This window comes from Pantoea sp. F_5 (assembly GCF_008631595.1).
In the GTDB taxonomy this organism is placed as follows: domain Bacteria; phylum Pseudomonadota; class Gammaproteobacteria; order Enterobacterales; family Enterobacteriaceae; genus Pantoea; species Pantoea gossypiicola.
Genome location: NZ_VWUO01000018.1, coordinates 13,246 through 30,235, shown reverse-complemented (window position 1 = coordinate 30,235; position 16,990 = coordinate 13,246). Strand labels below are relative to the sequence as shown.

The following is a 16,990-nucleotide window of genomic DNA, read 5'->3' as shown; positions in this document are numbered from 1 at the left end:
TCAGTAATCCACTTCGGTTTCTGTTTTCTCTTTACCCGTGGCAGGCGGTCGCTGCGCGTACTGCTGCGGCTCACTCTCCAGCTGCGCTCTGAGGGCGTTATGATCCTGCTCCAGCTGGCTGAATCGCTGTTCCAGCGCGGTTAATGCATCCTTTTTCACGGTATTGCCAAAGCTGTTAAGCAATTCAGCCTGGCTTTGTGCGATCAGCTCAACGGCGTTCTGTAGCTCAGTGGTGTTCTGCTCCTGCTTTTTGGCATTACCAAACAGCAGGGAGCTGATACGGGTGAAAAATTGCGTGCCGCCCTCTGGCTGCTCTGGTTCTTCTTCAGCAAACGCCAGCGTAATTTCTTCTGCCGCCGTAAACAGCGCACCGGGTACCGAGTGACGGGCCGCCAGCGGGCTGGCTGTCGGATTCTGGGCGCAGAACTGAAGATAGGAGGTGCCCAGACTGGCCGGGTTATCGGTTACTGCCATGCCCATCAGGTAGGGCGTACCGGTATCGGCAAAATCCGGGGCGATTTCCACGCTGGAATAGACCTTCTGGGCCTTGCGGTTCAGCGCAACCAGTTCATCGGTAGGATTAAGCTGTGCATAAAGCCCAAGTTTGCCTTTAAGCGGGCCATCCGGGATCGCTTCCGCTTTTAACGCGACGACATCGCCATATGCGCCAAAGGGCGCAGTGTCCGCGCTGACCATGGGTGCGTAGCCTCTGATGTGCTCGCAGTTAATGCGCGCACCGTACACTTCCGGGTTGTATGACGCTGCTGCACCCTCAATCCATTCACGCTGAATAACGCGGCCGTCAGTGGTTGCGCCCTCTACAGCGATCCGCTGCCAGTCGGTTACTTTTTTCTTTGCAGCCATTTTTATGCTCCGGTTCGATTCGGTTCTGGTGCCTATGTTGAGCACCCCACGGACGGGCGGCAACGTGTTCGCCGTGTCAGCGCAAGGCGACACGCCCCGCCGATACTGCATCGCGCGCGGGCGCGATACGCTCTGCGCCATGGAAAACACCGATCTGAAATCACAGGCAAAAAATCTCTACTGGATGGGGCGTGATATGCGTGCCATCTCGCAAAGCCTGGGCATCAACATCAACACGCTCTACAGCTGGCGCCGCCGTGATAAATGGGACGAGATCAGCTTGGCCGGGCGTGCGCATGATCGCGCCCTGGTGCGCTGGCTGGAGCTGAACAACAAGCCCGCTGATGAACTGACCGCCCGTGATTTTAAGGTGATGGACTTTTACAGCCGCCAGATAGCGCGCTTTGAACGTGCGCTTCAGCGGCAGGACGATGGCGAGCGGAAGAAGAAAAAGGGGCCGAAAAACTTTCTCAGTCCCGAACAGATTGACGCCCTGCGACAGAATGCACTCGATACGTTTTATGACTATCAGCTGGGATGGCTGAAACAGCGCGAGCTGGGTCAGCGCATCCGCATGATTCTGAAGTCAAGACAGGTCGGCGCGTCCTGGTACTTTGCGCGTGAAGCCTTACTTGATGCGCTTGATTCCGGCCGCAACCAGATTTTCCTGTCGGCCAGCCGCAATCAGGCACTGAACTTTAAACGGTTTATTCAGCGCTGGGTGAAAGAGGTCTGCGACGTCGAGCTGACGGGCGGAAATGAAATGGTGCTGGCGAACGGGGCAACGCTGTATTTCCTCGGCACGTCTGCCGCAACAGCACAGTCGTACACGGGAAACCTCTATTTTGATGAATTTTTCTGGGTCAATAATTTCCTGAAACTGCGCAAGGTCGCGGCAGGTATGGCGACGCACGACAAGGCCGGCCTGACCCTGACTTACTTTTCCACGCCATCCAGTGAAGAGCATGAAGCCTATAAGTTCTGGACGGGCGATCTGTACAACAGCCATCGCCCGCGCGACAAACGTGTCGATATTCCGCTGACGCACGACGCACTTCAGCACGGCCTGTTATGCGATGACGGTGCCTGGCGACAGATCCTGACGATTAAGGATGCTATTGAGAAAGGACTCGATCAGGTCACGCTCAGCACCATAGAAAATGAAACTCCGCCTGATGATTTCCTGAATCTATATATGTGCCAGTTCGTAGCACGCGGTCAGCGGGCCTTTGACTACAACAGCCTTATTCGCTGCGGTATTGACGGGGTTGATGAGTGGGGCGACTGGCGCCCGGATGCACCCAGCCCCATGGGCGATCGTGAGGTCTGGCTGGGATATGACCCGAACGGCAGCAGTGGCAACGGCGACAGCGCCGGACTGGTTGCCGTGGTTCCGCCGTCCGTGCCGGGCGGCAAGTTCCGCGTTATCGAAATTATGCAGATTCAGGGGCTGCCGTTCGAAGCGCAGGCGGAAGTTATCCGGCAGTTTACCCTGCGCTATAACGTGACGCACATCGGCATAGATGGCACAGGCGTCGGCGAGTCAGTGGGTAACCTTGTCAAAAACTTTTTCCCGGCCGCTGTCGTGCATAACTACAGCGTGAGCCTCAAGCGTGCGCTGGTCATGAAGGCGCAGATGCTGATTCGTGGCGGACGCTTTGAATATGACGCAGGGCTTCTCGATCTGGTCAGCGCCTTTATGACTATTCGCCGGGTAGTCACGCCGGGCGGGGTAATGACTTACGAATCCGATCGCGCGCGCGGCAGTAACCATGGCGATCTTGCCTGGGCGACGATGCACGCGCTGATTAACGAGCCAATTGGCGCAGAAATGGCCGCAGAAGGCGGCGTCTGGGAGTTTTAATTATGTCAGATACCACAGCAGGCAATGCCGCCTGGCTTGATATGGGTAAGGTTGCACAGGCCGCTATGTCGGCTGGTACGCCATCCGCTGCCGTGGAGCAGGGGAGCGCGCCGGTTGAGACGTTCAGCGCGATTACGCTGGATTCACCCGTCCCGCTTCACGGCTGGGGCGATTTTCTGGACTGCATGGAATGTGCTAAAAACGGGCGGTACTACGAAACTCCCATCAGCTTTTATGAGCTGGCCCGTTTGTTTGGCGTGGCACCCTATCACCAGTCTGCCCTCTATTTTAAACGTAACGTTATCGCGGAGTGCTGGAAGCCGCACCCCTGGCTGACACGGCATGATGTTAACGCTGTGGTTCTGGATTACCTGGTCTTTGGTAACGCCTACCTTGCGGTTGAAAAAAATCGTCTGGGCACGCCGGTAAGGCTTCGCCATATCCCGGCTAAATACACACGTCGTGGCGTTGACCTGGAAACCTACTGGTTTGTGCAGAATGATGTGCAGGATTTTTCTTATGCACCGGGTAGTGTCTGTCACATCCTCAACCCGGAAATCCATCAGGAAATTTACGGTCTGCCTGAATATCTGGCGGTCATGATGTCGGTTTATCTGAACAGCGACGCAACAATGTTCCGCCGTAACTATTTCATCAACGGCAGCCACGCCGGGAAACTCATCTACGTTTCTGACGCGCTGGCGAACCCGCGCCAGATTGATGATCTGAAAAAATCCCTGGCGGGCGTCAACGGGCAGAAAGCCTTCAAAAATATCCTGGTGTATGCGGCAGGCGGGAAGAAGGACGGGATCCAGATTATGCCGTTCAGCGAGATCACGGCAAAAGACGATTTCAGCAGCATAAAAAATATTACCCGAAACGACATGCTGGCTGCGCATCGCGTCCCGCCGCAGCTGATGGGTATCATCCCTAACGAGGCTTCTGGGTTTGGTGACGTTGAGAAGGCAGCAAAAGTATTCGCCATAAATGAGCTTTATCCGATTATGTCGAGCCTTAAGCACCTTAACGACTGGATCGGCGCGCCCGTGTTCGACTTTAACCCCTATGCACTGGCAGAGGTATCGCAGGGTGGATAAGGCAATCATATTTGGCAGCGGGCCATCACTTACAGCGAAGGATGCAAACATCGCTGCGTCATCGGGCTGGCCGCTGATTACAGTGAATTCCAGCTGGCAGATGGTACCCGACTGTGACGTCATCTATGCGGGCGATCTGGAGTGGTGGGAACAGAATCACGCGCTGATCACGTCAGATGCAGAGCGCTGGACGTGTCACCCGCTGGCTGCGCAGCGTTACCGGCTGAAACTTCACGTCGCCCGAGGTTCCTATAACTCAGGCATGCGCGCAATACAGTTTGCCGTCAGCCAGGGTGCCCGGCGCATCCTGCTTCTGGGTTTTGACTGCTGCACCCGTTCCGGGACGCACTGGCATGGTGATCACCCTGCCGGGCTGAGAAATCCCGTACCGGATACGCCCGCACGCTGGCTGCGTCACTTTGAATCGATCGCCTTCCTGCGTGACGCTGCCGACATCATCAACTGCTCACGTGCAACCCAGCTTACGCAGTTCCGCCGCATGGCGCTGAATGATGCGCTGGCGCTTCCTTCCGGGGATTGGCTATGACCATACCGCTTTTAATCAATGGCATGCAGGGGCTGGGTGACAACATCTACCAGCGTGCTTTCATCCGTCACCTGCCGGGCTGCTGGCTGGCGACGGCCTGGCCTGAAATCTATGAGGGCCTGGACGTGCATTTCGTGCGCTCCGGGACTCGACTTCGCACCCAGCGAAAAAACGAGATGCTATCGCGCGTGCGGTATGAAGCGCCGCCTGTCGATGCCAGAACTTTACGCATTGGTTATGGCGCATCCGCGCTGGCGCAGGGTTCCATCATTGACGCAATGCGAAAGCAGTTTGGGGTATCAAATCCCGTCTTTGATCTGCCTGACTTTGGCGCACTGCCGGTACGGGCATCACGGCCGGTCGCGCTTATCAGGCCGGTAACGGCCCGCCGGGAATGGCTGAATCAGGCCCGTAACCCCGATCCCGCATACATCGCTCAGGCTGCGCGCATACTCCGTCGCCACTTTTACGTGGTCAGTGTTGCTGACCTTGCTGACGGCGAGGAATGGCTGGTTGGTGAGCCACTCGAAGCCGATCTGTATCTGCACAGTGGTGAACTCAGTGTTACGCAGCTGCTGGCGCTGACCGATAAAGCCGCCGTTGTCGTCGGCGGCGTGGGCTGGATTGTGCCTGCGGCTGTCAGTTACGGTACGCCGCTTTATGTGGTGCAGGGCGGGTGTGGCGGTCATAACGCGCCGCACATTATTACCGATCCCCGAATGAACCTGCGCCGCGTCGGATGGGCGAGGCCGGATAATTACTGCATGTGCGGGCAGATGGCGCACGCATGCAGCAAGCGCATTACGCAATTCGATGAAAAATTTACGAGGTGGCTACATGAAAATGTTCTCTGATCACGTCCGCAATGGTCTGGTGTTCCTGCCTGAGATTGGCGTAGGCCGGTTTCCGGTACCGAAACAGCGCCCGTACGATGCCGGATACTTTGCCCGCTATCAGCGTATGGCAAAAACACCGATGGGTCGTGCCCTGACGCAGGCCCGGATCGCACTGGTTGCGCGGCATTACGCGGGCACCCTGTTGGACGTGGGCGTCGGGTCGGGTCAGTTTGTATTGGAGCGAAATCATACTCTGGGTTATGACGTTAATCCGGCAGGGATTGAATGGCTTAAATCTCACGGCCGCTGGGCTGACCTGTACGGTGACTGCTATCTGGCGTTGAGCTTCTGGGATGCGCTGGAACACATTGACGATCCCGAGGCCGCCGTTGCCCGCGCGAAAAAATGGGTCTTTGTTTCCATTCCGATATTCCGTGATGCCGATCATTTGCTGCGGTCGCGGCACTTCAGGAAGGATGAACACATCTGGTACTTCACCCACGCGGGGCTGCTTCGCTGGTTCGATGAGCAGGGCTTTGACTGCCGGGAATGGAACGAGGCTGAAACGTCTTTGGGGCGTGATGGCATCCATTCCTATGCGTTCGAGCGTCGCCACTCCCCTGCATAACACCTGACATAATCATGCACCTGCTGACCGGCCCATAGCGGCCGGTTTTTTTATGCCCTTCATCCTCTGAATCTTTATCAGATCCCATCTCGCCACAATTCCGATACCTGCCAGCGATAACAACGCACTGTAACGCGTTCTAAGGCCATTAGGCTCTTACAGGGTGCTGCGCCATTCCTGCGAAGAAATACGCCGTACAAGGCACAGCCAGCCTGACAGGACGATCGGGCAGGGTGGTCTCACCATGCCCCGTAGCGGGCGCGTGTCCCCCACCACACCCGCACGCGGTTTATGCATGAAATTGTGCAACTTTCAGATGCACCAATGTCCCGCCAGCACTGACGGGACGGGGTATCAATCATAAAAAATTTACTTTCAGAATTGCGCAGAATTGTGCAGTGCATTATCAGGGCAAAAAAAAGAGCCACTGTGAGTGGCTCTTGAAGAGTTAAAATCTTTTACTCAATAATGCTTATGTCTATAAGCCATAAGGGATACGACGTTTGTTTCTGTATCTTCAGCACTCGCCTCAAAGCTGACTGGATGTCCAATAAGTTTTTCGAATGCAGAAGGCAAAATGTTGAGACTGTGAGCAAGGCATTTTTTGTCCATACCAATGTCATTCATCAAGAAATTCAGTGCGTTGTTAAAGAACTCTGGTTTTTCTTGGGGAATCAGAAAATCTTCTTTTTCATCAATAGCTTCCCCCTTACGTTTGAGACCAAAAAAAGCCGTCTTATATTGGGTATCAGTCAAGAGAGCAAGCTGATGTGCCCTGTAGATTATCGCCGCTTTACTCACTTTCCAGGCAAGTTTGAACTCGCTTAAACCCTGCCAGTTGATACGCCCTCCAACAGGACGTGGGAAATATTTTGCCATTGAAGCCCTCGGGAGCAATAGAGCTGAGGCAAAGCGATTAGCTTGAGATTCCGTGACCCTATCTCCCGTCATCACACCACTATGCAGGATCAGATGACCAACTTCGTGGGCAATATCAAACCGCTGCCGACATGGAGACTTTTTAGCCGTGTTTCTGACTATGAATGGTCTTTCAAGAGGAACGGACAGAGCATCCACCTCATCTGAAACAGAGTCGAAAGAGGTGACAAAGGCACCAAGTTTTTCAGCGAGGCGAGTCATATTATCGATTGGCCCAAGACCTAAGCTCCAATCAGCACGGCATTTTTCTGCAACCTCTTCAATGTCCTCTTGTGTCTGGGCTGTAAAAGCTGGAAAGCGAACCGGGGGCAGATCCAAGTGCATCTCAAATAGGTCTACCAGGCGTCCATAAAGCTCTGCCTTAGCCAGGGTGGAAAGCTTAGTTGAAACGCGCGTACTGCTAAGCTTACGGAAATGCACAATTTCTTCATTAACTCTGGGTAGAACCTGAATGCGGAAAAAATCAGGCTCTACCTCCAGAACGGCGGCTAATTCTCTCGTAAGCTCGGGAGTAGGGACAGCCGTGCCGGATTCCAGCCGCTGTATATACTGACGGGTCTTTCCGACCCGATCAGCAACTTGCTCCAACGACCGCTCGTTGTACAGGCGAGCCAATCGCAAATTAGAACCGTTAAACACTATTCACCTACTAATCATCTTTAGAGTTTTCTTTCTTTTCAGGCTGTGGAGCCTTAATAGGATCGAGTTCAATTGAAACTGAAGATGGTGGAGTATCATCCGTAGAATGAAGCACAGGAGGAGTACGGCCATCACCATATGTCCACTTTGACACAATTTCATCAAGCGCATTAGTACCAATGAAATGAACGCGAGCACCTTCACCTTCAAACTCAGGTTTTTCAACTATAAAACGGTGCAGAGTAGGGGTTGTGAGTTGTGGCTCAAAGAGTTGATCCACTTCATTTCTGCGAAAGAAACCGGGTTTTTTAGGATTCTCGGGATCGTCAGCAAAAAAACGTACAGGAATATTCTCAATATTGAACGTCACATCCATGCCTGGATGGGTGAGCTGCAACCAGTGGTGCTGTCCGCTCAGGCATAAGGCGATCAACATCTGCCGTTGCCTGCCAAATGTGCAAGTTCCACGAGTATAATTGTCGTCATGCGCCGTAGATAATTGTTCATAGGTACGGTCAAGCACCTGCAAAAGCTCTTCAGCAATGAGTGAAAGACGATCTTCGTTTAGCTGTGGGTAAAAGTCCCATGGGGAACGGTAATTAGCCATTTAGACAATCCTTAAGTTGCAAAAAGTTGTTTTTGTCAACCTGCATATTGGTGCGTATTTTTAATTTTGTCAACTGACTTAAAGGACTGATCTCACAATTTTTCAAAATTCCCTTCTGACAGAATTTTTATTATATTTCTATTTGTTATCATCAAAAAATCCACTCGTTTAGCATTGCATCATCAGCACATCTATAGCACCCATTCCCTATTGATGGATTGGTTTTGCTCAGTTCTGAGCCACAACAGCACCAGCGGCGCACGGGCCTGATCACCAGCTCATCACCGTTCCGTAAAATCGCCTCGCGATTATCATCCAGCCGTATACGCGCCCCCCTGCTCAGGGCCGCAGTGAGATCAGGCATGTAGGTCATGCCCTGTGCAGCGCAGAGGGCTATCACCGCAGCGGTTAATTCATCTGAAATCTGAAGCACTGGCGGCGGTGCCGGCGGTAAATTGTGCGATTTTTTCTCATTTCGGCAGCTGTTGCGCATAACCCTGAGTGCCGCATGGCGTTCCTGGCGTGTTAATGACGCTGGGACGCGCAATTTTTCGGCGGGTAACTCTGTCGATAACTCACGGGTTCTGCTGATTTTTTGGTCGCACGTAGAGTTATTGACAGAACTCCAAGGGGCGTCAGGGACGCCCTGAAGGTCAAAAGATCCAGAAGCGGAGGCGGTTTTAACCTCCTGTTTTTTGCGGATAGTCCACGTTTTCAGCCGCGTGCATTGCCGTGAATCCTCACCGATGTGCGGTGACCAGACACCCGTGATTTTGCGCGTTGTCTCGCCGTAGGCATTTGGCTCTTCACTGTCCTCATAGGCAACGCGAACTGCATAGCACTCGCGCGGAATGAGCACGCCGCCTTGTTTCTGTATGTAGGTGGCAAAACAGCCCGCATCAGCTGCGGCCGCTACTGCGTCCATTAAAGGATCCGGCAGCAGCGATGCGCCGCGCCGGTAGGTACCGGCCTTAATCATGATGCTGGTTAACTGGTTACTCAGTTTGCGGAGTTCACGATAGACCGTAACGGGCGGCTGGCCGACCGGCTGAAACTGGCGCAGGCGATGTTGGGATGCCCAGGCCATAGCAAGGCGGGCCGTTTCCCGGAGCGGGCGGCCTGTCTCTTTGTCTGTTTCGCCGTCGAGCGCATAACCATCAATATTTTTACTGATGTACTTCGCAACGTATGCGGTCGCGCTGCCTTTCCGGGGATCCATCTTTTTGGCCTTAAAACGGGCTGCTGTATTTTTCCCCAGCTCCGCGCGATCTTCGCGCGTGAAGTAATCGCGGAGAATCTCTAATGCAGGCTTAACTTCGTCAGGCGGGAGGAAGATCAGCACATGCCAGTGCGGTGTGCTGTCGTGATGCGGCTCAGCAACGCGAAAACCGTATGGCCTTAAATCATGGCGTTTCAGTTTGGCCGTAGCCCGGCCCCAGACCTTACAAAGATATTTTTGCGCATCAGAAGGGGTGGCGCCGTTCCACTTAGGGTTGGCGTGGCCGCTATGGTTATTGCTGTGATACCGGGAGGGGCAGGTAATTGTCAGAAACAGCCCTGTATCACCGCGCGACATGGCTATCTGTTCGACGCCCATCATGCGGGCCATCAATTCATGTCGGCGGATCGCGGGGTTGCTGACGCTTGCCAGTGCCATTGCTTCCAGCGACGCGACATTGCCGTCTTCATCTTCAAGCTCATGCGCGGCGATGAACTGCCGGTTTTTCCGGCGCTGTTCCTGCCATGCAGACAGTGCATCCTGGCTGACGTAAGGATTGCGGCGTCTGTGAATCTGACTAATTGCCCGCAACTGGCATTCCCGCCAGTCGTTACGTAGCCGCCAGACCTGCCGCCCCCACCAATCCGCGCTCATCATTCTGCCCAGCGCAGACAGGCACAGCAGTTTATCAAAGCGTTTATTCAGGGAGCGCCAGAAGGGCGGACGGATACGTAGGGTGCTTACCTCGCGACCAACATGGCGATAAAGCCATAACAGGTCTTCATCGCTCAAATCTTCCAGTTCTGCTTTCAGCGCCCGGCACTCAGTGAAAAACATTTCGCTGATTTGTGATGCCAGCGAACTACCCCAGGTAAGAACCTGGCGTCGCGTCTGTTCAGGCAGATGCGGCCAGCGCCGGAACCAGTACGCGCCCAACTCTGAAGGGGTGGCGCGGGCAGTATGTTTTTCCCGGACGGCATCCAGCCGCATGATGGCCTTCAGAATGGTATTACTGAGATATGCATCACGCTGTTCAGGCGGGCGATTGCGCTGGAGCCAGTCGATCTTATTTAGCAGAGGCTGACGAAGGAAAACGGGAAGTGTATTGATCCGTGACAGAATACCGTCAGCAGATTGTGACCACTGCTGGCGCTCATCCAGCCAGGCGTCACGCTCTTTAAGTGCGACGCACCGTGCTATTGCGCGTGCGGCTGACTGCTGGCGTGCATCAAATTCTTCAGCCGTGATCTGCGGCGTTTCTTCGCGTGGATTCAATGCAGGCCGGGCTGCATTCCATGGGTAAAAACCGGGCGGCTGAGGTGCCGCACCGGTAAAGGGTGGTGGTGGTGAGGGGGAGATGCGTCCGTGAGAATGGTTACTCATTCACATACGCCAGCGTAATGACTAAGGCAGGTCCCCGGCTCAGAACTTTCTGCTAAAAGATCAAACTGTCGGCCGCCACGCGTCGTTAGCGCCCAATCCCGGTAGGTTTCAATGCCGTGTGTATGCAACGTAACAAAATCATTGCGGCGCTCTGATTTGACGGGATCCTGTGTAGACGGGAAAAACGTTGAATTACCCCGGCGCGAGCAGGCGGCAACAATTTTCTCCCATTCGGCGACGCGTCTGATTTCCTCCGGCCACCGCTGAAAAATCTCTGCGAGTTCGGATTTGCGCGCATGGATGCATGGCATACAGCCCACCCGCGAACATCCCTGCTCATATAGTGGGTTAGGTTTGATGCCAAAATGACGAGCCAGCCTGAACACGTCCTCATGCTGCCAATGCAGGATCGGGCGATAAATTGCGAGGCGCGGGCCAATATCAAAACCCTCCTCCCACTCTGCCAGCAGCGCCCGTTCCGGAGACTCCTGCGCGCGAACTCCCTGCCATGAAACAACCTTTTTTCCGTCCCCAATCAGAGGATCGACAATCTGCACCTTAATAGGCTCATGTTTCAGCTCAAACGTGCAAAAACGCACCTTGGTTGATGGGAACCGGCCTTTCCACATGCACAGATCCAGAAACGGCACGCCCGTCGGGTGGAGTACGGACAGCGCCCGTTCGATAGTTTGTCCCGCTTCAGCGTCAGTCATTCCACAGTCGGTGACCAGTGTCTGCGCCCACACTCGCGCAATAAAATCGCGTTTTTTGATAATGCGTTCTGAAAAATCTGCACGGACACGTCTGATAGGACCGAGCCTGTTTTCCAGATAGTCCAGATACTCCATTGTCTGCGGGTGTTCGTGTCCGGTATCCGCAAAAACTCGCACTGTCTCCACGCCATTCAGCAATGCAAACAACCATTGCGCGAGCGAATCCTTGCCGCCTGAAACAGAAACTATATTTACGGCGTTTTTTTGATAAATGCGCTCATCTGTCACTGACCAGCCCAAGGGATGATGCTTGATTGCGAAAGTTGTCATGGTGCCCATCCTGTTTTCATTTTCCGAATTTCAACCGGATAAACCGGAATAGCTTTCAGCTCACCATCATCAAGCGAGGCAAGTTGCTGAGATATGAGGCGACATTCAAACTCACTGAGCTGGCGGATATAACCCTGACCAGTTCTGGCGTCAGTGAATACAAAAGCAGCGGCGGTAATCTCGACTGATTTACTCATGTCCGGCCCCCGGCAATTCCGGCCAGGGTGTCTGCCATCCATAACCAAACGGCATGCAGTCTTTGCAGGCATCAGTGCCGGTACAGGCGCAACTGGTATCCTCAAACACGCCACTTTCTTCCATCGCCGCATATGTGGTATCGCCACAGCACGGGCCACAGTCAGGACACATGCCACCGCCAGCGCATCCGCAGCCTTCACAAACTTTGAGTGTGCCGATCAATTCATCCGCTTTACCGCGTGACTTAGCACTCACCGATCGCTGAACGTTGATTTCATGCAGGCGGAACGGGGCATAAACTTTGCGGGTTTCGGCTGTGTCGCTGCCGGAGAAAGTCGCCAGGGCACCGTGCTTTCTGTTGAGTTCCAGCAGCGTTTTTACCAGGTTCTGATGCTGGACAAGGCCAAATGCAGATGCGTAGTAGCTCGTAAAATTGGCTGTGGCGCTGGCAGGAAGATAGGGGGGATCACAGTAAATGGCGGTATCGGGTGCGGCATACGTCAGCAGCGTGGTACGAAAATCAGCGCAGAGGAAAATGGCTTTTGTGTCCCGCGCTTTCTCAGCAAACAGGCGAATTTCTTTTGCGGGAAAATAAACGCGCTTGTAGTGGCCGAACGGCACATTCAGTTCGCCTTTCTGATTGTAGCGGATCATCCCGTTGTAGCCGTGACGATTCAGGTACAGAAATCGAGCTGCCTGTGCCCATCCTGGCGCTTTACACTGGTTAAACATCTCACGCATTGAATAAAACTTTTCAGCATTATTGCTATCTCTGAACAGCGCTTTGTAGGCTGTCTCAAGGAAACCCTCGGTGTCAGCAACAATCGTCTGATAGAAGTTAATCAGGTGCGGATTGATATCGGCCAGCACGTAACGGCGATAATCTGTGTTCATAAAAACGGATGCACCGCCGATGAAAGGTTCAATCAGGCAGTCTGCTTTTGACAGATACGGTAGCAGCTGCGCCATGACACGAGATTTCCCGCCCGGCCATTTGAGTGGGGAACGGTTCATTTGCTGTCCTCCGATTGATGTACACAGACACCACGCAGAAAAATCTCACCATCATTTACCGCTTTGATAGCCTGAAAAGCGGCTTTACAGGCGGTCTGATCATCAAACTCTACAGTTGCAACTGATGGGTGCCCGCCAATAAGCCAAAAAATCAGAATCCATTTCATCGCTTTACACTCTCGTTGTTGTAGGTTTCATGGGTCATCAATCGCCAGTGCTGGCCGCCGTTTTTACTGAGCAGGCACCAGCGACGTCCCACACGGATCACGAGGTAACCGTAAGGTTTGATGCGGGAAAAATTACGTGCGCCGCGTTCGTACTGACGCAGCATGCTTACCGCGCGGGCGTAAATGGGTGTGATTGCGCATATGCCGCTCATCGTGACTGCCATCAGGCACGCTCCATCATGGTGTTGTTGTGTACCGTCCCCATTGCGGCCAGACCCCGCCAGACGAACGTCACGAGCCGGGCCTGATGTAATGCATCATTCAGCGCCTGATGGGGTGCGCCTTCAAAAGGCACTGCGCGCGCGGAGTCGGCACCAATGAGGGGGAGAGTTTCGAGCAGGGTGCGGACGTCACGCACCTGGTGGTATTTCCATGAAGGAGCAATGCCTGCACGCGCCATGGCACTGTAGAGAATGGGAAAGTCGTAATCGGTGCCCTTTGACCAGACAATGCAGTCACCGAAGCTGCCTTTTCGCAGCACAAACAGATTCAGGTCAGCCAGCGCACGCTCTACCGTTACGGCCTCTTCACAGATCAGCTCGGCGCGTACATCCGCTGACTGACGCAGCCACCATTTCACCGTGCTGGCACCAAGGGTGCCGCCGCTTTGCTCGCTACTTTCAATGTCAACGCGGCAGTAAAGCTTATCGGTAACGTCACCCGTTTCCGGGTTAAATGCCACAGCTCCGATGGCTGCAATCGCGGCTGTTGGACGTACGTCGAGTGCTTCAATATCAATCATGATGTGATTTCGCTGGCTGGTCATGTTGCTGTCCTCTGCTGTTTTCAGGGCGAGCGAAGCCTGGCGGGTTGACGCCATGGTTTTGCTCAGGGTTTAAATCAGGTGTTAATGACTGGTGTCAGGGTTTACCCGTCCGATGTCGCCTGGCCTGTAACGGGCCGGTACTTCCCGTGCAAGGTAGCGGATAGCCTCCATGCCGCGCGCGATAGTGCGGCGCTGCGGTGGTGTCAGATCCTGCCAGGCGATGAAGATGTCTTTGCCCTCAAGTTTGCGCATGGTCTGGTCCGTACATTCTTCAGCGACAGCGTTCCCCATGACGAAAACCGCTTTGCGCTGTGGGGCGGTCAGCTTCTCGTAACGCTCTGCTGTCTCGTTACGACAGGCTGCCGCATCCAGCTGATTGTGGATTCTGTCCAGCCAGCGCTGATGGGTTGCGAGCTGCAAGGGTGTTTTGTTTTCTTCGATACCGTTCATCGTTATTACCTGTAATGACTGATGTATCCGAAGCGACATTGCTCAATGGCGCTTCGGTTAAACCCGTTGATGTAAATCAAGTTGCCGGACGTTTGCCCCCGCCCGGCATGGGGTTTGGTGGTAACTTTTTCGCGCCCGCGCATTCTTGCAGGATTGACGGGTGCGAATCTCCACCTACCAATAAAGGAACGCTTATGAAGTTCATGATCGAAACCCTTAACCATACCTCCCGCTGGGTACTGAAGAGCTACGAAGACGAACCACTTATCTCTGGTAATGAATTTTCCAACTTCAGTTACGCCATTAAGGATCTTCAGGCTTTCGCACTGGATACTGAAAAATCTCCAATTATCTGTAAGGGTCAGGTTTTATCAGGTGCTGCTATTAATTCATCCGTGAGGTATCCGGTTGAATTCGAACTAAGCAAGATGGCTACGGGCTGGCTTTGGCACCTGTATCATGACAACGAAGAAATCTATTCCAGCTCCAGCCTGATCAACCCAAATCGTCGTTATGCGACGGCAAATTCGGCCTTAAGAAGTGCAATGCGTTTTCGTGCTGAAATGGCATTTGCACCCGCTTATGAGTCAGGGGGCATACTGGTTAATGCCACACATTTTTCTAAATCCTTCGCATTAGCTCGCGCCATTGCCGATCCTCACCCGTCTGCTAAAAGTTTATTTCGTTAAACCAGTGGGCTGAATGTGATTGCTCCTTCGGGGCAATCACTAAAATCGACCTCAACAAAGAAACGTGTATAAGGGGCGTTATATTGAGCTGCCAATACATCCCGCATGACTTTTGAAAGGACTTTGAAAGCGACATCTGCTTTAAAGTGTCCGCCATGAAACAACATATTTGTCCAGGGAGTACCATCCCCGGTAGCTCTTCCATAGTCAGTGAGGCATGAAAACTCGTTCAGCGGGAATAGCGCTTTAGCGCGTGCAGTCTTAATGTAAATAATGGAGGCTGATTTTTTGCACGGCTCTGGAAACTCGCCCTCCGGCCACTGTTCAGCCGGTACTTTTGATTTTGATAATGCGCTGGTCTGTTTGTTAATTAAGGTGTTCATTGCTGTAACCTTTATTAATATTCAATATCAGAAATAAATAACATCACGCTGACCACTTATAGGGCGAGGAATAATTCCCTTTCTGCAATCAGCAATCATCTGGCTGATTTCTTTATCAGCAACTGTGTCGCCGGAATACTTCGCGGCAAACTGCAATGCCATAAAAGCCATGCCCAGGCTGAGCGTGTCATTTGTGCCGCTGTGCTCAGCGTCAAAGTGATATTGCTGGAGAATGTCATTTATCAGGACTGCGTAGGCTTTCTTCATTTTCCTGACCTCATATCAATATGGCTGGTGATTACTTAATTACGCCGCAGAACAGCGCCAGTGCGTAAACCATGCAGCCCGCTGCCAGCAGGGACATCATGACCAGAACGAACAGGCAGAGCATAAACAGTGATTCAAGCATTGGGCCACTTCAGCATAAGTATGTGATTAACCCGGCGCAGTAGAATAAAACGCAAAGAAAAAAACATTCCAGATCTCCCATAATTAGCGCTCCGCTCAGGCATAAAGAGCCAAGATAAAAGTAAACAGAAGTGTCGCTCATTTATCGACTTTCCAGTTGTTTGATTGATCTTTGCAATCTAAGTACAGCTGGTCGATAAATCGCATGGCTTCAGCCTCTGCAAACTCACACCCGAAATAGACACCCTCTTTTGAAATGCCGTACTGGTTGCGCGGGCGTACCGGCGTTCGTGGCGATTTAGCAATGGTGAAGCCGCGATAGAGGGTGATGAATTTATTTGCGCGTATCAGCTGATGCATGTTTATGCCCTGACGTCTGAAGGCTGCTGCCCGCGCGTTTTGGCACGGCGGAAGGTTGCCCGGTCGCGCATCAGGCGATCAATGTAGTAATGCTCATCAGCAGTGACCAGGGCGCGGCAGTTGCGCATGGCGTTCAGGTATTCCTGAAGCATGATAAAGCGACGTGGGCGCTTAGAGCCGGGCATCCCTTCGCGGTGAACTGGAACCTGATTACGATCCATCAGGTGACAAACCGATTTGCGAGAGCGGCCGGTGATGTAGGCAAATTCTTCAGCGTTAACGAAGATCTGATTTGCCAGCTCATCGCGGGGCATGTCGCGGATTTTAGCGGCCTGTTTCGCTGTCATTTTGCAAAGGCGGATAGCTCTTGCATCGTCAAGCGGATGGTGCCGGGAGTTCCTAGAGTCAATTTCACTTAGTTTCGTCATTTGTGCTAAATTCCCTGAGTTAGCCCCCGCTGGGGTTAAATGGGTTCAGGAGGTAAAGTTACGTCTCCTGATGCGTCTGTAACCATAAAATACGAGAACTCCCATACCATGTCAAACCTGCATAGCGAAAAGTTAAAGTTAATTCGAGATTCGGAGCGGCTAAAATCAAAAGAAGTAGCTGATTTAACAGGAATAAATTACAGCACTTATAACGGTTATGAATTAGGTAAGGCTAAGATATCTCTTGAGTCTGCAATCAAGCTGTTTAGCCATCCGCGATTCCATAAGTATCAAGACTGGTTTCTTTACGACCGCGTGGATCCAGCGAAGGGGCAGATTGCTCCGGCTCTCGCGCGCAATATGCCCGACGAAATCACGTCTGGCCGTTAAGGGATGAGAAT

Annotated in this window: 22 protein-coding genes; 7 read left to right on the top strand and 15 right to left on the bottom strand. The window is 53.0% G+C overall.

Going from position 1 to position 16,990, the window contains the following annotated elements; genetic code table 11:
• Entirely contained in the window at positions 1-864 is an 864-nt protein-coding gene (locus F3I44_RS19445; RefSeq protein WP_150019539.1) for a GPO family capsid scaffolding protein, read from the bottom strand.
• A gap of 139 nt (positions 865-1,003) precedes the next feature.
• Here F3I44_RS19445 and F3I44_RS19440 point away from each other — a divergent pair, with 139 nt between their 5' ends.
• From F3I44_RS19440 to F3I44_RS19420, 5 genes are read left to right on the top strand one after another with little or no spacing between them, the layout of a single operon-like run.
• On the top strand, positions 1,004-2,728 hold the full coding sequence (locus F3I44_RS19440; protein WP_150019567.1) for a terminase large subunit domain-containing protein: 1,725 nt from the start codon (positions 1,004-1,006) through the stop codon (positions 2,726-2,728).
• A gap of 41 nt (positions 2,729-2,769) precedes the next feature.
• Entirely contained in the window at positions 2,770-3,825 is a 1,056-nt protein-coding gene (locus tag F3I44_RS19435) for a phage portal protein (RefSeq protein ID WP_370461294.1), read from the top strand.
• Entirely contained in the window at positions 3,818-4,372 is a 555-nt protein-coding gene (locus F3I44_RS19430) for a hypothetical protein (RefSeq protein ID WP_223811711.1), read from the top strand. Before F3I44_RS19435 ends, F3I44_RS19430 begins: the two co-directional genes overlap by 8 nt.
• Complete coding sequence (locus tag F3I44_RS19425) at positions 4,369-5,226, top strand: hypothetical protein (RefSeq protein WP_150019537.1); 858 nt, start codon at positions 4,369-4,371, stop codon at positions 5,224-5,226. The genes F3I44_RS19430 and F3I44_RS19425 overlap by 4 nt, the downstream gene beginning before the upstream one ends.
• Positions 5,210-5,836 carry a methyltransferase domain-containing protein gene (locus F3I44_RS19420; RefSeq protein WP_150019536.1) on the top strand — a complete coding sequence of 209 codons (627 nt, stop codon included), beginning with the start codon at positions 5,210-5,212 and terminating at the stop codon, positions 5,834-5,836. Before F3I44_RS19425 ends, F3I44_RS19420 begins: the two co-directional genes overlap by 17 nt.
• 462 nt (positions 5,837-6,298) lie before the next feature.
• Here the strand turns inward: F3I44_RS19420 and F3I44_RS19415 are convergent, their stop codons facing one another.
• The 10 genes from F3I44_RS19415 to F3I44_RS19375 all read right to left on the bottom strand — a co-directional run bounded on the left by F3I44_RS19415 (position 6,299) and on the right by F3I44_RS19375 (position 14,321).
• On the bottom strand, positions 6,299-7,414 hold the full coding sequence (locus F3I44_RS19415) for an ImmA/IrrE family metallo-endopeptidase (protein ID WP_150019535.1): 1,116 nt from the start codon (positions 7,412-7,414) through the stop codon (positions 6,299-6,301).
• Positions 7,415-7,424: 10 nt separating this feature from the next.
• Entirely contained in the window at positions 7,425-8,021 is a 597-nt protein-coding gene (locus F3I44_RS19410) for a hypothetical protein (protein WP_150019534.1), read from the bottom strand.
• A 151-nt stretch (positions 8,022-8,172) separates the two neighbouring features.
• A complete protein-coding gene (locus F3I44_RS19405; protein ID WP_223811710.1) occupies positions 8,173-10,230 on the bottom strand; it encodes a replication endonuclease in 2,058 nt (685 codons plus the stop codon).
• Between the two features lie 389 nt (positions 10,231-10,619).
• The gene (locus F3I44_RS19400; protein ID WP_190286033.1) at positions 10,620-11,666 is read right to left on the bottom strand and encodes a phosphoadenosine phosphosulfate reductase family protein; all 1,047 of its coding nucleotides are present in this window, start codon (positions 11,664-11,666) and stop codon (positions 10,620-10,622) included.
• A complete protein-coding gene (locus tag F3I44_RS19395) occupies positions 11,663-11,863 on the bottom strand; it encodes a hypothetical protein (RefSeq protein WP_150019532.1) in 201 nt (66 codons plus the stop codon). Before F3I44_RS19395 ends, F3I44_RS19400 begins: the two co-directional genes overlap by 4 nt.
• The gene (locus tag F3I44_RS19390) at positions 11,856-12,878 is read right to left on the bottom strand and encodes a Dam family site-specific DNA-(adenine-N6)-methyltransferase (RefSeq protein WP_150019531.1); all 1,023 of its coding nucleotides are present in this window, start codon (positions 12,876-12,878) and stop codon (positions 11,856-11,858) included. Before F3I44_RS19390 ends, F3I44_RS19395 begins: the two co-directional genes overlap by 8 nt.
• Positions 12,875-13,045 (bottom strand): hypothetical protein, encoded by a 171-nt coding sequence (locus tag F3I44_RS23785; protein WP_190286032.1) that lies wholly within the window; start codon positions 13,043-13,045, stop codon positions 12,875-12,877. The genes F3I44_RS19390 and F3I44_RS23785 overlap by 4 nt, the downstream gene beginning before the upstream one ends.
• On the bottom strand, positions 13,042-13,269 hold the full coding sequence (locus F3I44_RS19385; RefSeq protein WP_150019530.1) for a hypothetical protein: 228 nt from the start codon (positions 13,267-13,269) through the stop codon (positions 13,042-13,044). Before F3I44_RS19385 ends, F3I44_RS23785 begins: the two co-directional genes overlap by 4 nt.
• Complete coding sequence (locus F3I44_RS19380; RefSeq protein ID WP_150019529.1) at positions 13,269-13,925, bottom strand: 3'-5' exonuclease; 657 nt, start codon at positions 13,923-13,925, stop codon at positions 13,269-13,271. The genes F3I44_RS19385 and F3I44_RS19380 overlap by 1 nt, the downstream gene beginning before the upstream one ends.
• Before the next feature lie 27 nt (positions 13,926-13,952).
• Entirely contained in the window at positions 13,953-14,321 is a 369-nt protein-coding gene (locus tag F3I44_RS19375; RefSeq protein WP_150015609.1) for a hypothetical protein, read from the bottom strand.
• A 194-nt stretch (positions 14,322-14,515) separates the two neighbouring features.
• Here F3I44_RS19375 and F3I44_RS19370 point away from each other — a divergent pair, with 194 nt between their 5' ends.
• The gene (locus F3I44_RS19370; RefSeq protein WP_150019528.1) at positions 14,516-15,010 is read left to right on the top strand and encodes a hypothetical protein; all 495 of its coding nucleotides are present in this window, start codon (positions 14,516-14,518) and stop codon (positions 15,008-15,010) included.
• Here the strand turns inward: F3I44_RS19370 and F3I44_RS19365 are convergent.
• The 4 genes from F3I44_RS19365 to F3I44_RS19350 all read right to left on the bottom strand — a co-directional run bounded on the left by F3I44_RS19365 (position 15,007) and on the right by F3I44_RS19350 (position 16,589).
• Positions 15,007-15,393 (bottom strand): hypothetical protein, encoded by a 387-nt coding sequence (locus F3I44_RS19365; protein ID WP_150019527.1) that lies wholly within the window; start codon positions 15,391-15,393, stop codon positions 15,007-15,009. The genes F3I44_RS19370 and F3I44_RS19365 overlap by 4 nt on opposite strands.
• 27 nt (positions 15,394-15,420) lie before the next feature.
• Positions 15,421-15,660 (bottom strand): hypothetical protein, encoded by a 240-nt coding sequence (locus F3I44_RS19360; protein ID WP_150019526.1) that lies wholly within the window; start codon positions 15,658-15,660, stop codon positions 15,421-15,423.
• A gap of 279 nt (positions 15,661-15,939) precedes the next feature.
• Positions 15,940-16,161 (bottom strand): DUF4761 domain-containing protein, encoded by a 222-nt coding sequence (locus tag F3I44_RS19355; protein WP_150019525.1) that lies wholly within the window; start codon positions 16,159-16,161, stop codon positions 15,940-15,942.
• A 2-nt stretch (positions 16,162-16,163) separates the two neighbouring features.
• Complete coding sequence (locus tag F3I44_RS19350; protein WP_223813010.1) at positions 16,164-16,589, bottom strand: hypothetical protein; 426 nt, start codon at positions 16,587-16,589, stop codon at positions 16,164-16,166.
• 108 nt (positions 16,590-16,697) lie between these two features.
• Here F3I44_RS19350 and F3I44_RS19345 point away from each other — a divergent pair, with 108 nt between their 5' ends.
• Positions 16,698-16,979, top strand: coding sequence for a helix-turn-helix transcriptional regulator (locus F3I44_RS19345; protein WP_150019524.1), 282 nt, complete (start codon positions 16,698-16,700; stop codon positions 16,977-16,979).
• Positions 16,980-16,990: the final 11 nt, after the last annotated feature.

Excerpts from the sequence above, each read along its gene's own strand:
- F3I44_RS19445 (WP_150019539.1), bottom strand. The coding sequence starts at position 864 with ATGGCTGCAAAGAAAAAAGTAACCGACTGGCAGCGGATCGCTGTAGAG.
- F3I44_RS19440 (WP_150019567.1), top strand. The coding sequence starts at position 1,004 with ATGGAAAACACCGATCTGAAATCACAGGCAAAAAATCTCTACTGGATG.
- F3I44_RS19435 (WP_370461294.1), top strand. The coding sequence starts at position 2,770 with ATGGGTAAGGTTGCACAGGCCGCTATGTCGGCTGGTACGCCATCCGCT.
- F3I44_RS19425 (WP_150019537.1), top strand. The coding sequence starts at position 4,369 with ATGACCATACCGCTTTTAATCAATGGCATGCAGGGGCTGGGTGACAAC.
- F3I44_RS19420 (WP_150019536.1), top strand. The coding sequence starts at position 5,210 with ATGAAAATGTTCTCTGATCACGTCCGCAATGGTCTGGTGTTCCTGCCT.
- F3I44_RS19410 (WP_150019534.1), bottom strand. The coding sequence starts at position 8,021 with ATGGCTAATTACCGTTCCCCATGGGACTTTTACCCACAGCTAAACGAA.
- F3I44_RS19405 (WP_223811710.1), bottom strand. The coding sequence starts at position 10,230 with ATGCGGCTGGATGCCGTCCGGGAAAAACATACTGCCCGCGCCACCCCT.
- F3I44_RS19400 (WP_190286033.1), bottom strand. The coding sequence starts at position 11,666 with ATGACAACTTTCGCAATCAAGCATCATCCCTTGGGCTGGTCAGTGACA.
- F3I44_RS19395 (WP_150019532.1), bottom strand. The coding sequence starts at position 11,863 with ATGAGTAAATCAGTCGAGATTACCGCCGCTGCTTTTGTATTCACTGAC.
- F3I44_RS19390 (WP_150019531.1), bottom strand. The coding sequence starts at position 12,878 with ATGAACCGTTCCCCACTCAAATGGCCGGGCGGGAAATCTCGTGTCATG.
- F3I44_RS23785 (WP_190286032.1), bottom strand. The coding sequence starts at position 13,045 with ATGAAATGGATTCTGATTTTTTGGCTTATTGGCGGGCACCCATCAGTT.
- F3I44_RS19385 (WP_150019530.1), bottom strand. The coding sequence starts at position 13,269 with ATGGCAGTCACGATGAGCGGCATATGCGCAATCACACCCATTTACGCC.
- F3I44_RS19380 (WP_150019529.1), bottom strand. The coding sequence starts at position 13,925 with ATGGCGTCAACCCGCCAGGCTTCGCTCGCCCTGAAAACAGCAGAGGAC.
- F3I44_RS19375 (WP_150015609.1), bottom strand. The coding sequence starts at position 14,321 with ATGAACGGTATCGAAGAAAACAAAACACCCTTGCAGCTCGCAACCCAT.
- F3I44_RS19370 (WP_150019528.1), top strand. The coding sequence starts at position 14,516 with ATGAAGTTCATGATCGAAACCCTTAACCATACCTCCCGCTGGGTACTG.
- F3I44_RS19365 (WP_150019527.1), bottom strand. The coding sequence starts at position 15,393 with ATGAACACCTTAATTAACAAACAGACCAGCGCATTATCAAAATCAAAA.
- F3I44_RS19360 (WP_150019526.1), bottom strand. The coding sequence starts at position 15,660 with ATGAAGAAAGCCTACGCAGTCCTGATAAATGACATTCTCCAGCAATAT.
- F3I44_RS19355 (WP_150019525.1), bottom strand. The coding sequence starts at position 16,161 with ATGCATCAGCTGATACGCGCAAATAAATTCATCACCCTCTATCGCGGC.
- F3I44_RS19350 (WP_223813010.1), bottom strand. The coding sequence starts at position 16,589 with ATGACGAAACTAAGTGAAATTGACTCTAGGAACTCCCGGCACCATCCG.
- F3I44_RS19345 (WP_150019524.1), top strand. The coding sequence starts at position 16,698 with ATGTCAAACCTGCATAGCGAAAAGTTAAAGTTAATTCGAGATTCGGAG.